Below are 15,590 nucleotides of genomic sequence, written 5' to 3' on the forward strand. Positions count from 1 at the left end.
CATATATTGCCCATATAACCGTTTCAATAAAGGTCTTGATGTAATATATCCCTTGAAAAAGCACCTTGCAAGATGCAAAGTGCCTGATCAATCTATTTTGCTATTGGTCTTCTGAAAACACAAATGAAGATCCCAAACAGAAGACAGATCTTCACCAATTCAACCCAAGTGATATTGGATGCTGCTGATCTTGGATCTGCTTCAACATTTGATGATGCAACTTCCATTGCTTGTGGTTCAGCTTCATCTTCTTTCTTTTCATTCGTGTCAACATTCACATTGACATTGATAGTTATATTCTTTCCATCTTCCTGAACTTTGATTCCATCTGCAATGCTGCCATAGTCAACTGTGATGGTCTGATGCTGACTTGCAGAAGCTTGACCACCTTTTTCACCACTGCCATCATTGGAAGGGGGAAGGTATGTATTTTCTGTTGTGGTATGGGTTGAATGATCATAGGAATTGTTGTTCACTGTGGAACTGTCATCCCTTGAATCTGAATTATGGGTGGTTAAATTATTGGTTGTGTTGTTGGTGGTATTTGATGTATTATTGCTATTGGTTGTATTATTTGTTGTTGAAGTGGGTGGTGTATTGGATTCCTGATCAGGATCTTCATCTTCCACTTCTTCATTTTTGGGTTCTTCCTGGTCAACTGGATCTTTGGGTTCTTCTTCATCAGTTGGTGGATCGGTCGGTTCTTCTTCATCAATCGGTTCTTCAATTGGATCTTCTTCATCAGGATCTGTGGGTTCAGTTCCTGGATCAGTAGGTTCTTCTTCAACTGGTGGAATATATTCTTCAACCAAATAGGTCACACCATTGATCAATCCAACAATTTCTGTTCCTGTCAGTGCTTCTGCTTCTGCTTCATTGGATGTCAATGTTCCATCAGTCTTGGTATAGTTGGTTGTTCCATCCACTGAAACCTTATACATTTTATCTGCTGAAAGACCAGTGATTTTTCCACTGTCTGCTGTTCCCAATGATGCAGAATCAAGCAGCACTGTTATTGGTGTAGGTGTGAATTCTTCAACCATATATGTTTCACCATTAGTCAAACCAATGATTTCAATTCCAATAAGTGGGGAAGCTTCTGATTCTGTTGTTGTCAATGATCCATCTGCTTTGGAATAGCTTACAACATCATTTGATGTGATCTTGTAATACTTTCCTGATTCAAGTCCAATGATCTTTCCATCTGATGCTGATCCCAGGGATGAAGGAAAAAGGGTCACTTCTGTTGGTGCAAGGTCATAGTCCAATTTCAGTAAAGTATTAGGTACAGATGGGTCAATATCAGGAATATAAATACCTGCTTCAAAGTCATAGTCATTGATCCAAGCTTTTGGAATAATACCATCATCCTTGAACAGTTCAATCAGTTGTTCAATTGAATCAGCAAGGTTCAAATTGCCAGTATTTCCAATGTCAGCACCACCATTTGGTGCTGTATTATCATATAACTTTGTTCCTGAAAATATCATTGTTCCTTTGTTAGAAAGTCCACCACCATAATCACCTGCTGAATTGTTAGTAATAAGACTTGATGTGATGGTAGTGGTTGAATCACTTGAAGCATTCCAAATTGCACCACCATTAGACCATGCATAACCATCTTTAAGTATGCTATTAGCAATTATTGTAGATCCTGAACCTTTTACTGCTATATGACCACCTGATAATGCAGTATTATCTTCAAATAGACAATTCTTGAAGGTTGCTGTTCCAAAGTTTACACTTACTGCACCACCTGTTGATTTATTATTTACTGAATTCCTAAAAGTCACATTATCAAAGGTAACATCATAGTTAATCATAGCCATTGAATACATTGCAGGAAATCCACCACCATCTAATGTCACATTCTGAAATAAAATATTACCTGTCTTAATGTCTAAAAAACTGGTGTCACTTAATCTTTTCAAGGTTATGTGCTTATTTGGATCACCAATGACTACATCGGAATAAATTGTAAGTCCACTCCTAAAAGTAATCACATCACCATCTTGTGCATTTTCAATTGCAGTCTTTAATTCAGATAGATTCTTAACTTCAACTATGGTTTGTCCTGTTGAAGTTGCCATTGCCTGCATCATCTGACTGGTAATCATTACCCCCATCAATAAAACAATCAGCAGTATCATTTTGAAGCTTCTTTTCTTTGTTATGTTCATCTTGTGAACCCCCTTAAATATAAAATTTTGCAGATATGCTGCAATACTTATATTATAAGGGGTTATGTCGAATTTTGTTATCTTCATTAAATGGAAAAAGACCCCTGAACTTTTTATGTCCAAGGGTCTTCAATATGTTATAGCTTATCTATTACAAGGAATTTTTGACCACCTTGCATCTGAATCATAATCACTTCATCACCAACAACCAAGCCATTGTGAATGGTAAATTCTTTCTTTCCTTTGTAGGCATGATTATGTGATTCAAAGGATGCATCACCTGATCCACCACTTTTGTATTCAGTAGCATGATCCACTGTCATGAAAACTTTGTGATCCTTGACATTTCTCGTGAGAATAAGGAATTCTTTTGTTAAAGTCATCTTTTGATCAACTTGTATCTTCAAAGGGGCAATGCTGATGACCTTACCATAAACAATTGCAGTTGGATTTGATGCATTCACTGCACCAATTGCTTGACTTCTTATAAGCATAATTAAATCACTTGAATTAGCCATTAGTTATGCACCCCCTCTGTTGCAATGGCATCTGCTGCTTCATTTACCTTTTCAACCATGTATTCAACCACACCATCAAGATCCATTTCATTATTTACAATGTTCTGCATTCCACTCATATCCACCTTAATTTCAGCAGTGGTGAATCTGTTCACTGTTTCCATTTCTGCCAGGTCACGCATATATTTAAGGTCATCTGAACTGATGTCAACTGCATCTTTCATTGCCCCAGTATTACTTGCAGTATCTGCTATGTTACCAGGAACTGATGCTGCATCATAACCACTTGCATAATCACTTGGATCAGGTATGTCCATATTGAATAAGTTGGATGGATCAAAGTTTGAAACTGCTTCATCAATACCTTCACCCATTGAATACCCTGCATCCCATGCACCACTATATTCAATTCTTGAATCAATGGTTGGGGCATTTCTGTCAAGGGTTATTGCATTATCATTCTTACCCCAAGCAAGAACACTATCCTGCAAGGAAGAAAGTCCTGCTGTCCAACTTGTACCAAAGATTGCATCTATAATTTTAGTAACCACTTTTCCAAGTGATAAAAACCATGAAATGATTTGACCAAGTAGGTTTGCGACTGCATCACCAAAACTATTGAAACCACCATTGAATGCATTCAGAACCCATTCAATTATTCCAATCCAAGGTTCAGCAAATCGTGTCCACAAGAATTGAATTACTGCATTTATTACACCTACAACAGTATTCCAAATGAAAGCACCTAAAACTGCAAATGCACCCATTATAATTCCTGTTGCACTGACTGATGTTCCTGCAAATTTGTTGAATGCAGCCACTGCCATGTAAATAATAGCAATGATTGCAATAATACCAATGATGATCCATGTTATTGGTGAAGCTAACATTGCACTGTTTAATGCCCATTGTGCCACTGTCAGATTGTTTGTTGCTGCTGCATCTGCTATGGTTGCCCCTGTCTTCACTGCAATAGCAATTGCATGTGCTGTCTGAATGCCAGTGCTGATCAGTTGGACTGCATTTGATATAATCATATAACCTGTATAGATTCCAAGTGCAGCAGCTACCCCATAGATCAAAGGTGCAATGATTGACCAATTGTCAGCCAGGAATGCCCCTGCTTGGGTGATCAGATCCAATGCCCCCACTGCAACCCCTGATGCAAAGACAAATGCATTGGTCAAACCTGTTGCTATAGTGTTGAAGCTTTCACTGTTTGCAATATCATTCAGCTTTTCCAGTAGTGGATCAAAAGCAAATAGTGCCTGATTCTTCAAACTGGTTGCTACTTGTCCAAATGTTTTGGGCATGTTTTCAAATTGTTCATTGACCTGATCAGATGCATTGAACATTGCTGCCTTTATTACATCAGCAGTCAGCATTCCTTCTGATGCCCAATCTTTCATTGATCCTGTTGCCCCTTGAACATTGGTCATATAATCTTCAATTGACTTTGCCAACATTGGGGCATTCTCAATGATACTTCTGTACTCATCCCCTTGAAGCTTTCCTGATCCCATTGCTTGGGTCAACTGATACATTGCTGATGCTTGTTCTGCTGCTGATGCACCACCAACAACAAAGTTCTTGTTCATTAGTTCAGTGAATGCAATTAGTTCATCATTGTTTGTGAATGCATCACCTGCCATCATTCCAAGTTTTGCAATAGTAGCAGAAACATCAGAATATGCTGCCCTTGAATTTTGTGCTGATGCAAAGATTTTGTTTTGAAGTTCTTCAACAGATCCACCATCATCAACGATCAGTGAAAGCCTGGATTCTGTCAATGTAGCTGTATCTGATAAGTTCAACAACTTTTGAACCCCTTGAAGTGAAGCATATGTTGCAGCCACACCAAGAAGTTTTCTTTCCAGTCCACTTGCTGATCTTGTTCCCTGGTTAAGTGAATTATTCATTTCTTGCTGTTGCTGATCAGCTTCATTGATATTCTGAACCATTTCATCAAGTTCCATATTTGCTGCATTTAGATGTTCCCTGACCCCATCAAAATTGGATGAATCAAAGGAACTGTTTGCAGCTGCATCCATTGATTCAAATGCACTGACTGTCATATTCAATGCACTGGTTATGTTCATCAATGGTGATGTGATTCTATCCATAAGTTCAATTTGTGTTCTTATACTTGCCATATTATTTTCTCACCCCTTTCTTTTTAAATATTTTCTTGATTTTATCTATACCAGTGGGTTTCTTGATACCCTTGATATATTCAGCATGGATGATCCTTCTGTTCTTTTCTATATTCGATATATCATTGAATTGTTTTTGAACTGCATCCAATTGACTTGATTGAACAAATTTTTCAAATGCTTCATCAGTCAGATTGTCTGCCTTTGGAATAAAGATTCTTAAAAAGAAGTGGAAACCTTGAACTGTTCCAAGCTGTTCTTCTTTGAATCTCATGATAATTTTTAGATACTTGATAATATCTTCATGGTATGGTTTGTTTTTATTTATGACGATCTTTCCATCATGGGTAAAGCACATATAATCTGATGGTTTTGGATTGTTAAAGGATAGATCTTTGACCCAACCTTGTTTGATATATTCAAAGTCAACTGCCCAAAGATTTTCATTTATTACACTTATGTTTGGATTCATTTTCTTCACCTTCCTTTCAAATGTATTGTTTAAGTAAATTGTCAATGCTTTCTATCCTATCAACCACCTTTTCAGGGGAACTGTATTTATTGATCATTTGTTTCCTGAATAGAAGTTCATCAACATAATCAACTTCATATTTGGTCATAAAGTCCTTTCCTTGTTCACTTTTTCTTATTCTTTTGATACCTGCAAATTCAATCTGTTCAATTCTGCTTCCAGTCAGTCCAACTTGTTTTCCAATCTCTTTGAAACTCATTTCTTTTCCAAACAATCCATAGTGTAGAAGTAGAACTTCTTTTGCAGTGATACCATCACGCACTTTGTGGAATAATGAATTAATATTATCAACCCCCTTGAAGTCAATTCCATTGAACTGAAATTCACCCCCAAAAACTGAATCAAGCATTTGGATCAGGTCTTTTCTTAATAGCTTATTGTCAAAGTCTTCTTCAATATCTTTGAAGGATTCCATTGATCCTTCATCAGGAAGCAATTCTTCAAGGGTAGTGTCATCAGATCCAGGAAGAAATGCATTTACACTGTTGACCATAATTGGTTCACTATATGTATCACTTTTCTTTTTCCTTGGAATGGATCTGTTGATTGCCCTTAATATATTATTTTGAATTGCTCTACCTGCATATGATGAAAACATGACTGCTTTGTTTTCTTCTTCATCTTCCAAACATATTGGTTCAGCTTCTTCTTTTTCCAGTGGTTTATTTGGATCATATTTCTGTGCTGCATCAACAAATCCCATCCAACCTTCTTGAAGTAAATCTTCCATGTCCATTGTTGCCTTTGGGCAAATGGGAAGGTATTTGTTAGCAAAATAATATACAAGTCCATTGTTCTGATTTATAAGATCATCCAGTGCTTGATGGTTGCCATTTTGATATTCTTGAACTAATTCTTCATTGGTCATCCGATCAACCACCTTTCAATAAAATATTTCTGACAAGGACACATCAGGGTGAAGGAAGATGGACAACTTGTGAATGCACCTGGTCAATGCTCTTTTCACTGTTCCTTCATCAATTCCATAATTTGCAGCAATGGATCTTATACTTTCATTTTGCATATTGTGTTGACAAAAGATAATGTAATCTTGTTCATGCACTTGGTCTTTCAACCATTTAATTGAACTTTGTATATCCATCATTTGAACTGCAAGCTGCTTCTTAAATTCTGTTGGAACTTGTTCATCTGAAAGCATCTTCAATCCAATCTTGAAGCCTTTGACATCATTCTTGGTTCTTTCAAATGCAGTAGGTTGAAGTTGTAGCATTCCTTTTTTATATAATTCATTAATCAGTGCATTTGCTGTCATATATGATATTTCTTTTAGGTCATACATTTGAATCAACCCCCTTTTAGAAGTGAAGGGAACAAGGTTTCAATATATCCCTGTTCCCTTGTGTTTTTGAATATTATTCTTCAACAATTGGATCTGTCTGATCTGTTACCTGGTCAATTCCAGGGATCTTATTTGCATATTCTTCAATGGTTTCTGCATGTCCTATAATGCTTTCTTCACCTGCATCCTGCTCATATGAATCAATTGGAACACTGTAAGCCTGACCATTCACAATATACATTTCTCCATCTTCCCTTGGATATATGAACAGCATTTTAGCAATAGCATCCATGTCATTGATGGTGTTTAATATCATTTCAACTTGGTTCAGCTTACCAAATGTTATTGGAAAGTTAGATTTTCCAGTCCAGTCATTTACTACTTCAACATGTTTTCCAATAACATGTTTGAAAATCTTCATTTGTTCAACGTCATCAATGAAGTCTTTCAAGAACATAAAAGCTGTTTCATCAGTAATGTCTTTACCTTCATTATTCAAATATTGTAATGCAATATTGATTCTTACTGCATAGTCAACAGGTTTTGATATTTTAGTTGTTAATGTAGGAAGCACCTTCTTCTTTGCTTCATCCAGGATGACATTCAACTGTTGATTAAATAACTTATTGATCTTTTCAGCATCAGATCTTGCAGCAGCAACTTCATTCCTGATCTGCTCTTTGATATAGTCCATCTTGTAGGCATTTACTTCTGCACCCCATTCTTCAACTATTCTTTTAATTTCCTTTGCTAACTGTTCATTGTTTTCATGGTAGGCATCAATGATTGCCTGGATCTTCTTTACTAATTCAAACATTTTATTTTTCCCCTTTCATATTTTGATATGGATTTTCTAATTCTTCCAAACCTGCTTCTTTAAGTTTCAGGTTCATCTTGATATAAACTGCATTGATCTTTGCTTCATACAGTTTTCTTGTTCTTTCAATCTGTATGTCCTTTTCTTCCTTGGTGATCGATAGGATATGACTTCCTTTCCTTTTGGTTCTTATGGTCTTGATCCTTTTAATCACCTGGTTCTTTTCCTGATTCAGTTGAAGAACCTTGTCCAGTTGTTGTGTAATATAATCATTCAATATGCTTCACCACCAATCATGGTTTATCATAAGCAGAACAATATTTGTATTCCAATGTATCTGCCAAAGTGATGATCTGATCCAACCTATCAAGTGCAGCATTCTTCATGATTGTCTTTGTTTCCATCCTTGGAACTGTAATTGTTTTACCATCAGCATCCAGTTCTTCAACAAGGACTTCTTCCTGAATTGTTACTTCAACCAGGTCATTCATTATAGAATTAAATCCCCTGGACTTATATTCAGTGATCTGATCTTCAATCTGTTTTAAAATAGATCTGCTTTCTGAATATTTAGCATTTAATTTGCTTCCTGGATGATATTCTTTATTGCAGCAGATCAAGTCAAGCATTAAGGATGATCTTGATTGAATGAAATCATATTTCAAATTTAATAAATAGGAATTATAGTCATGTCTGTGTGATTCAACCATCCTATCAATAAGTTCTTTCCTTCCTTCACTATCCAGTAATTCATCCAATTTAACTTTCTGATAGTGCTTGATCTGTCTGTCTAAATACTTTCTTTCATTGTTCAAATAGTTCAATACATAATCTTTTAAGTTCAATTCTGTTCACCTTTCCTTTCTTCAAATTATTAAGTAATATTGTTTAAGTGTCTGTTTATAAGGGTTCTTTAATGATTTTGTTACTAACATGTCACTATCAAAGCTTCCAATCAGTCAAATCAAGTGTATATCCTAATGTTCTATACTTGGTTGATTCAATGTTACTTGCAATCATTTGATACTTGATTTTCTCTGAAACTGTTCTGTTTGTGCATTGGATCGTCTGCCTTAAACCATCTTCAAATCTGTATTCAGCAACCCTTTCAATTAGATGGCAGCATGGACAACATACATAATAAAATCCATTGTTATAAGCAAATGGTTTGACCTGCTGAAAATCAATAGTTCTTTGATCCAGGTACAGTGTTTTATACTTTCTACCACATAGAACATTGATTGCAATTACATGCTTCAAATTTGCTTCTGATGCAGCACCTAAAATGTTGTTAAGATCCAAAATCATTTTCCATTCACTCCTTTGATAAAAAATTGTAAGGTTTTGACATGTTTTATATAACTAATTCAGGTCAACATTTGTCAACATTAACACCTTGTTAGACTTCATATTTTCGTTATATACAAGCTTTCTTTTGTTTCTTGTGTATTTCTTCACCTGGTCACCCAAATGGCAAATTTGAATGACCAGGTAAGAAATGAAAGGAAGAAAAGAAAGTGAATCAATAAACATTTCAGGAAGCTGAATGCATATGACAAAGAAAGGGGGTTTTCACCTGCCTTTCATTTTATATTGTTTATTGATATATCCATTATACCAAGATAATTCTGAAAAATCTCACCAAAACACAACATATGGTTACTTACTGAAAAATAACCACTATATGTAGTGGTTATTCAGCTAATTATTATTCATTTATGATCTTTCTAACTCTGTCAATACTCAATCCAAATCTGTCAGCTATTTCATTGACCGACTTTGCAGAATTAAAGAATAAGTTCTTGATATATTGATTCCTGGTTTCATTGTCAGGAAATTCAGGCATCCTGTTTGGTATGTAAATATTGGTACATGGGAATGCTTCCATCATCTTTTGTGCAGCTTCTTCACCAATCACTTCCTTAACTTCATAAAATGGTATTGATGCCAATATTATTCACCCCCTTGCAGATAGAATTCAACTTCATCTTTCAACTTGATGGTTTCCCAACCAAGATATTTTCTTAATATGTTCATTGCATCAATCAATGCTTTGACTTCCGTATAATATGGGTTTTCAGAAAACTTCTTGTATTTATCTGATCTATGTTCTTCAATGAACTGATCCAATGTCACTTCATAAAATGGTTGTAATGAATTTATTGCATGATCCATGTCTGATCCTTCCTTTCATGCTTAATTTTTTCAACTTTAAAATAATGACTTAACATGGTATAATTCAGTTGATTGTGTTTTCAACCAGTGAAGCCATTGTGTAAATTAAATTTTATGCAGTGGCTTTTCTCTTTGTTTTAATCAAATGCATGCAATAATCAATGAAAAGGTCATACTGTGCAAAGTTTACAAATTCAACTGTGATCCCCAAATCAAATGATCTTAATACCTGATTGACTGCAACAATTTCTTCTGCTGTTGTCACCTTCATCAAATAGTTCACCATATTTTCCTGATCATCTTCAACCAAGATTGAAACTGTTGGTATTCCATCATCTGACATGAGCAGCATATCAATCACACTGTCAACTGTTACTGCTTCCATTACTTCACTTAACATCACTGTTCCTGCATCTTCATTGTTTATAAATTTTCTTATCATTATGTTTTCCACCTTTCAATTTCTGTTATTTTATATGTTTTCGTAAATTCACATTGAACCGTGAACCGTACCACGAACCGATTCAACCCCTTGATATAACTGGATTTCAGAACAACGGTTCAAGCAGTTCATGGTAATTCTCTATATTCTTTATTTTTAGAGTATATATTTAAGTAAATTAGATATTTATTATTATTTTTTTATAAACTACTTAATAAATTACATTCACATTGAACTGCTTGAACCGATAACTGCAACCCCTTATGTATCAAGGGGTTGCTTCGGTTCAAAGCTTATATGTTCGCCCTGAACCATCTTGAACCATCTTGAACCGTCTGAATACCCTGAATTTCTTTCCAAATGCTTTCTTATCCTTGACTTCAATGTTGAAGTTGTTGACCACAAACAGTGAAAAGCTGATCTGATTCAAAGGGGTAACATCATAGTGTTCACAAAGTTTCATGTATCTTTCATGTGCAGAAAATGTTGACCAGTCCACCAATCCACCATTATCAATCAATGCTGCAATGAACTGAATAGATAGATACTTATTAGCACCTACCTTGTCAATAGGATATTTGTTTGCCATTTTGATTTGTTCAATTTTTTCTGAACCAATTTGAATATCATTTAATTTTGCCATTTTCTTTTCTTCCTTTCTTCTTCTAAATTTTATTTGCTGCTTTCAAGAATGACATTGATGTCACCCTGGATCTTGTCAAGTAACCTTTGAATAATTGCTTGTAGGCACTTTTCATTCATCCTTTTTCACCTGCCTTTCATATTGCAAATTCGCTGAATGTATCTTGATTCAATAATCTTTGCATACTGACAGTTTCACACCCTGATAGATCAGGGAAATCATGTTGTAGTTTTCTTCTGCATCTTCCAACTGTTTCATATTGTGGAAGACCATATTCTTTGATTGATAAGAACAGATCCTTGAATCCAATCTTGTCAATATCAATTCCTTTGCTTCCAAGGATCTTCCTTGCTACCAGGTAGAACAAATAATTGTCACTGTTCCTGGAATGCTTGTCATTGATCAGGAAGAACTTGACCAATTCAATTGTAGTTGTGATTTCATCCATTGTTTCCACCAACCTTTCTATTCAGGGAATTCCAACTTCTTGACTTCTTTGGGTTCAGTTAGATCCATACCTTCATATTTTTCAAGGAATTCAAGAAGGGAACTTCTTCTGATCTTGATGCTGCCAAGCTTGATCACTGGGATCAGACCTGCATTGATCAGTTTATACACATAAGCAGGGTTAGTTTTAATTAGCTTGGATGCTTCTGTTACTGTATAAAGAATATCTTCCAACTATTTCACCCCTTCCATTTCATCACCATTTGGTGATAGGGAAGGTAAAAAAATTTGAATGTATTCTTCAATACTCAAAGACAGTACCTTCACAATTGCATTGCAATCTTCAATGTCAGGAATCATTTCACCTTTTAAAATCCTGCCAATCTTGTTCTGTGACCAACCAATGGTTTTTGTAAATTCATTTTGTGACTTGAATTTACTGTAAATTGTACCCCTTAATAACTGTGTGTTTATTTTCATTGTTTCACATCCTTTCTATCACCATTTGGTTACAAATACATTTTATCACCAATTTGAATATAAATCAACTACTTTTTGAATATTTTTATTGCATTTGGTGATAATATGATTTATAATGACATTGAAAGGTGGTGAATAAATGAAAAATGAATTATCATTATTTGCTCAAAGATTAAAGGATCTACGTTCAGAAGGAAATTACACATTAGAAGAATTTTCAAAGAAGTTGGATCTTCCTGCACAAACCATCAACAGATATGAATTGGATCAAAGAACACCAAAGATTGATACTGTGGATCAGATAGCAAGCAAGCTTAATGTGTCCAGTGATTACCTATTAGGAAAGACAGATTATAAGAATTGGGAAGAATTAGCTTCAAATATTACACAATTGGAATCTTTGGAAAGTTATATTTCTTCTTTGGGATATAAAATAGAACCTGCATATCAAGGTGCTGTTTCAGGATCTTCCCAAGAAGAATCAGAAAGACTTGCAATGGAAGCCGATTCAGATCCAAATTTTCCAACCTGGAAGGTAACAACCAAACAGGGTAATACCTTTATTGTTTCACTTGCTGAACACGAACAACTGACTAATAGAGTTAAGAACATGATTGAATATGAACTTCAAAACATTGAAACAAATGGTTATTTTATCAAGGAAGAAAAAAAGACCCCTGGTGCAGCGAACACCAAGGATCTTGATTGTAATCAATAATTTAGGTTGGAATGGTTACTGATGACAGTTCAATGAAAATAAAAACAGCCCCTTATGCAGCGAACATAAGAAGCTGTTAACATTTACCTATTGACCCAAAGGATCAATATAGTACCTACAAGCAATGGTATTATATCACAAATCCTTGGGATCTTAAAGAGTTTGTTTTTACTCAATTTTAAGAAAGGATGATGCTTTATGGCAGAAATAAACACAAGAAAACGTGGTGATAAATGGGAATACCGTTTTGAAGCTGCAAAGATAGATGGAAAAAGAAATCAAATATCCAAAGGTGGATTCAAGACCAAGAAAGAAGCATTGGAAGCAGGAACAAAAGCACTTTCTGAATATAACCATGCAGGGATGCACTTTGAACCAACTGAAATTTCCTTTGCTGATTATCTTGATTATTGGTTTGAAAATTATGTGAAGGTCAATTTGAAGTACAACACACAACTTGCTTATTTGAACATCATTGAAAATCACTTGAAACCTGAACTTGGAATGTATAAGTTGAAATCTTTAACACCAACAGTGATCCAGGAATTTGTGAATAAAAAGTTCATCTATGGTGGATATAAAAAATCACACCTGGTGAATATCACTGCAACATTATCAGGATCATTGAAGTATGCTGTTATCCCTGCAAAGCTAATCAAGGATAGTCCTGCAAATTACATTAAATATCCAAAATATGAGCATTCAAAAGCTGAAACAAATAGAACAGTCATATCAATCAATGACTTCACTACAATCACTGACAGGTTCAAGGGAACACCATATTATTATGCTTTAATGATAGGGTTTTACACTGGTTTAAGAATTGGTGAAGTTTATGGTTTAACTTGGGATAATATAGACTTTAAGAATAAGACCCTGACAGTTGAAAAGATTGCATATAAAAGAAATTATGGGGTTGATGTCAGAAAGGTCTTGAAAGAAAAGGGGAAGAAAGAAGAAAAGTCAGCATGGTATTTTGGAACACCTAAAACTGAAACTTCTAACCGTACAATCAAGATAGGTGATACCTTGGTGAATGAATTGAAACAATATAGAAAGTGGCAGATGGAACAAGAATTGTCCTATGGTGAATATTATACTAATCATTATTTGAAGGATGAAATGGATGAAAAGAACAACACCATCCAAAGGATCATTCCAATTGAAAAAAGTGTATCTTGTGCATTACCAATTGCCAACCTGGTTATGAGAAAAGAAAACGGTCAGTTTTCATCACCTGATTCATTCAAGTATGCTGCAAGGGTCATCCATCATGATTTGAATATCAAATTCAACTTCCATTCCCTAAGACATACCCATGCAACTATGCTGATTGAAAATGGGGCACATGTGAAGGATGTCCAAACAAGACTTGGTCATTCAGATATTGAAACCACTTTAAATGTTTACACTCATGCTACTGAAAAAATGGCAGAACATTCAGTTGATATATTTGAAAATGCTGTAAATGGTACTTTGTCCACCAAGTGATTTTTGGTGGACACCAGGTGGACAAAACCACCATTTGCAACTTTGAAAAACCCTTAAACCCTTGATTTTACTTGCTTAATAGCACAACAGTTTCTACATGCGCAGTATGCGGAAACATATCTACAGGTTGAACTGATTCAGTCTTGTATCCTAGTTCTTCTAGTATTTTTAAGTCTCTTGCTAAAGTACTAGGATCACAGGAAACATATACTACTCTTTTTGGTTTTGCTTTTCCTATTGCTTCTAGTAATTTTATATCGCATCCCTTTCTTGGAGGATCTACTACTATAACATCTGGATTTATTCCCTTTTCTATTAAATCAGGTATTATTTCTTCAGATTTACCCACAAAGAACTCTGCATTATCCACAGAATTTATGTTAGCATTTTCTTTTGCATTGTGGATAGCTTCTTTTATTATTTCTACTCCATAAACTTTTTTTGCTTTTTGTGAAAGGAATAATGTTATTGTTCCTGTACCGCAATATGCATCAAAAACTGTTTCTTTACCTGTAAGGGCAGCATATTCTAATGCTTTAGAATACAATACTTCTGTTTGGTTTGGATTAACTTGAAAAAATGAAAGAGGTGATATTTTAAATTTAAAGTTTCCTATATAATCCGTTATTATATCGTCTCCCCATAATGTTATACACTTTTCACCTAGTATTACATTAGTATCTTTTTCATTTATGTTTTGAATAACACTTTTTATTCCATCAGTATTATTTTTTATCATTTCTACAAATTCACTTATATATGGAATATCTTTTTTAGTTGTTACTAATACAACCATAACCTCATTAGTTTTAAACCCTCTACGAATCATTATATGTCTTATTAATCCTTTAGGATTAAATTTTCCATCTATTGTTGCAGGTATTATTTTGTACTTTTCTATCCAAGTTCTAGTTATTTCAGTAACCTTATCTGCTATCTTATCTTGAATTAAACAAGTATCTAAATCTATTATGTCATGACTTCTTGGTGCATAAAAGCCGATTGATAATTTTCCTTTTACCATTCCAACTGGTAGCTGAACTTTGTTCCTGTATCGTTCTGGAACATCCATTCCCAATGGATATGTTACAAGTTCTTTTGATAATCCACCAATTTTTGAAACACAATCCTTAACTCTTTCATATTTATAATCTAATTGTTTTTTATAACTTATATGTTGAAGTGAACATCCCCCACATTTTTTGTAATTTATGCATTTAGGCTCTACTCTATCTTCTGAAGCTTCTACTATTTCTAATAGCTTTCCATATGCAAAGCTCTTCTTAACCTTAACTATTAAGACTCTTACCTTTTCACCATATATAGCACCTTCTATAAATATTGGATATCCATCTATTTTAGCAATACCTTCGCCTTCATAGCCTACACCAACTATATCTAATATATATTCATTATTTTTTTCAACCAAAATAATCACCTCTTAAAATCTTATATAAAAATTTTAACTATTCTCTAAAGTTTCATCTTATAATATCATGAACTCACTATAGCCACAAGGGGATATACTTTTCTTCTTAAGTTTATACACTTATCAAAAATTTATATTACTTAAATCTATGTCAGACTGTTAACTACAAATTATTAATTGATATATAGCATACTTATTTTAGGGTAAAAAAAATGGCATCCTAAGATGCCCAAATTCAGAATTAGTTGCCATTTAATTCCATTTA

The 15,590-nt window shown here is 34.5% G+C and carries 20 protein-coding genes; 2 read left to right on the plus strand and 18 right to left on the minus strand.

What is annotated here, in order from left to right:
• Nucleotides 1–92 precede the first annotated feature (92 nt).
• From A500_RS09930 to A500_RS10010, 17 genes are all read right to left on the minus strand, one after another.
• The gene (locus A500_RS09930) at nt 93–2,180 is read right to left on the minus strand and encodes a hypothetical protein (protein ID WP_016207451.1); all 2,088 of its coding nucleotides are present in this window, start codon (nt 2,178–2,180) and stop codon (nt 93–95) included.
• A 137-nt stretch (nt 2,181–2,317) separates the two neighbouring features.
• Nucleotides 2,318–2,698 carry a DUF2577 domain-containing protein gene (locus A500_RS09935; protein ID WP_016207452.1) on the minus strand — a complete coding sequence of 127 codons (381 nt, stop codon included), beginning with the start codon at nt 2,696–2,698 and terminating at the stop codon, nt 2,318–2,320.
• Nucleotides 2,698–4,851, minus strand: coding sequence for a tape measure protein (locus A500_RS09940; protein WP_016207453.1), 2,154 nt, complete (start codon nt 4,849–4,851; stop codon nt 2,698–2,700). Before A500_RS09940 ends, A500_RS09935 begins: the two co-directional genes overlap by 1 nt.
• A 1-nt stretch (nt 4,852) precedes the next feature.
• Nucleotides 4,853–5,323 (minus strand): hypothetical protein, encoded by a 471-nt coding sequence (locus A500_RS09945; protein WP_157453644.1) that lies wholly within the window; start codon nt 5,321–5,323, stop codon nt 4,853–4,855.
• Between the two features lie 16 nt (nt 5,324–5,339).
• Complete coding sequence (locus A500_RS09950) at nt 5,340–6,251, minus strand: sigma-70 family RNA polymerase sigma factor (protein ID WP_016207455.1); 912 nt, start codon at nt 6,249–6,251, stop codon at nt 5,340–5,342.
• A gap of 15 nt (nt 6,252–6,266) precedes the next feature.
• The gene (locus A500_RS09955; RefSeq protein WP_016207456.1) at nt 6,267–6,683 is read right to left on the minus strand and encodes a hypothetical protein; all 417 of its coding nucleotides are present in this window, start codon (nt 6,681–6,683) and stop codon (nt 6,267–6,269) included.
• 73 nt (nt 6,684–6,756) lie between these two features.
• Nucleotides 6,757–7,500 carry a hypothetical protein gene (locus A500_RS09960; RefSeq protein ID WP_016207457.1) on the minus strand — a complete coding sequence of 248 codons (744 nt, stop codon included), beginning with the start codon at nt 7,498–7,500 and terminating at the stop codon, nt 6,757–6,759.
• Nucleotide 7,501: 1 nt separating this feature from the next.
• Nucleotides 7,502–7,777: a hypothetical protein gene (locus A500_RS09965; protein ID WP_016207458.1), complete on the minus strand. Its 276-nt coding sequence runs from the start codon at nt 7,775–7,777 to the stop codon at nt 7,502–7,504.
• Between the two features lie 16 nt (nt 7,778–7,793).
• Entirely contained in the window at nt 7,794–8,345 is a 552-nt protein-coding gene (locus A500_RS09970; RefSeq protein ID WP_016207459.1) for a hypothetical protein, read from the minus strand.
• Between the two features lie 97 nt (nt 8,346–8,442).
• Nucleotides 8,443–8,808 (minus strand): hypothetical protein, encoded by a 366-nt coding sequence (locus A500_RS09975; RefSeq protein WP_016207460.1) that lies wholly within the window; start codon nt 8,806–8,808, stop codon nt 8,443–8,445.
• A 400-nt stretch (nt 8,809–9,208) separates the two neighbouring features.
• Nucleotides 9,209–9,451: a Mor transcription activator family protein gene (locus tag A500_RS09980; RefSeq protein ID WP_016207461.1), complete on the minus strand. Its 243-nt coding sequence runs from the start codon at nt 9,449–9,451 to the stop codon at nt 9,209–9,211.
• 2 nt (nt 9,452–9,453) lie between these two features.
• Complete coding sequence (locus A500_RS09985; protein ID WP_016207462.1) at nt 9,454–9,675, minus strand: hypothetical protein; 222 nt, start codon at nt 9,673–9,675, stop codon at nt 9,454–9,456.
• 112 nt (nt 9,676–9,787) lie between these two features.
• Nucleotides 9,788–10,117 carry a hypothetical protein gene (locus A500_RS09990; RefSeq protein WP_016207463.1) on the minus strand — a complete coding sequence of 110 codons (330 nt, stop codon included), beginning with the start codon at nt 10,115–10,117 and terminating at the stop codon, nt 9,788–9,790.
• A gap of 286 nt (nt 10,118–10,403) precedes the next feature.
• On the minus strand, nt 10,404–10,760 hold the full coding sequence (locus tag A500_RS09995) for a hypothetical protein (RefSeq protein WP_016207464.1): 357 nt from the start codon (nt 10,758–10,760) through the stop codon (nt 10,404–10,406).
• 136 nt (nt 10,761–10,896) lie between these two features.
• On the minus strand, nt 10,897–11,208 hold the full coding sequence (locus A500_RS10000) for a hypothetical protein (protein WP_016207465.1): 312 nt from the start codon (nt 11,206–11,208) through the stop codon (nt 10,897–10,899).
• A gap of 17 nt (nt 11,209–11,225) precedes the next feature.
• A complete protein-coding gene (locus A500_RS10005) occupies nt 11,226–11,441 on the minus strand; it encodes a helix-turn-helix domain-containing protein (RefSeq protein WP_016207466.1) in 216 nt (71 codons plus the stop codon).
• The gene (locus A500_RS10010) at nt 11,442–11,687 is read right to left on the minus strand and encodes a helix-turn-helix domain-containing protein (RefSeq protein ID WP_016207467.1); all 246 of its coding nucleotides are present in this window, start codon (nt 11,685–11,687) and stop codon (nt 11,442–11,444) included. It lies immediately after the preceding gene.
• Between the two features lie 139 nt (nt 11,688–11,826).
• On the opposite strand from A500_RS10010, the gene A500_RS19500 reads away from it, so the two are divergent.
• Nucleotides 11,827–12,405 carry a helix-turn-helix domain-containing protein gene (locus A500_RS19500; RefSeq protein WP_016207468.1) on the plus strand — a complete coding sequence of 193 codons (579 nt, stop codon included), beginning with the start codon at nt 11,827–11,829 and terminating at the stop codon, nt 12,403–12,405.
• A gap of 198 nt (nt 12,406–12,603) precedes the next feature.
• On the plus strand, nt 12,604–13,896 hold the full coding sequence (locus A500_RS10020; RefSeq protein ID WP_016207469.1) for a site-specific integrase: 1,293 nt from the start codon (nt 12,604–12,606) through the stop codon (nt 13,894–13,896).
• Between the two features lie 67 nt (nt 13,897–13,963).
• Here the strand turns inward: A500_RS10020 and rlmD are convergent, their stop codons facing one another.
• On the minus strand, nt 13,964–15,325 hold the full coding sequence (rlmD, locus tag A500_RS10025; protein WP_016207470.1) for a 23S rRNA (uracil(1939)-C(5))-methyltransferase RlmD: 1,362 nt from the start codon (nt 15,323–15,325) through the stop codon (nt 13,964–13,966).
• Between the last annotated feature and the right edge of the window lie 265 nt (nt 15,326–15,590).

Source organism: Clostridium sartagoforme AAU1 (assembly GCF_000401215.1).
Lineage (GTDB): Bacteria > Bacillota > Clostridia > Clostridiales > Clostridiaceae > Clostridium > Clostridium sartagoforme.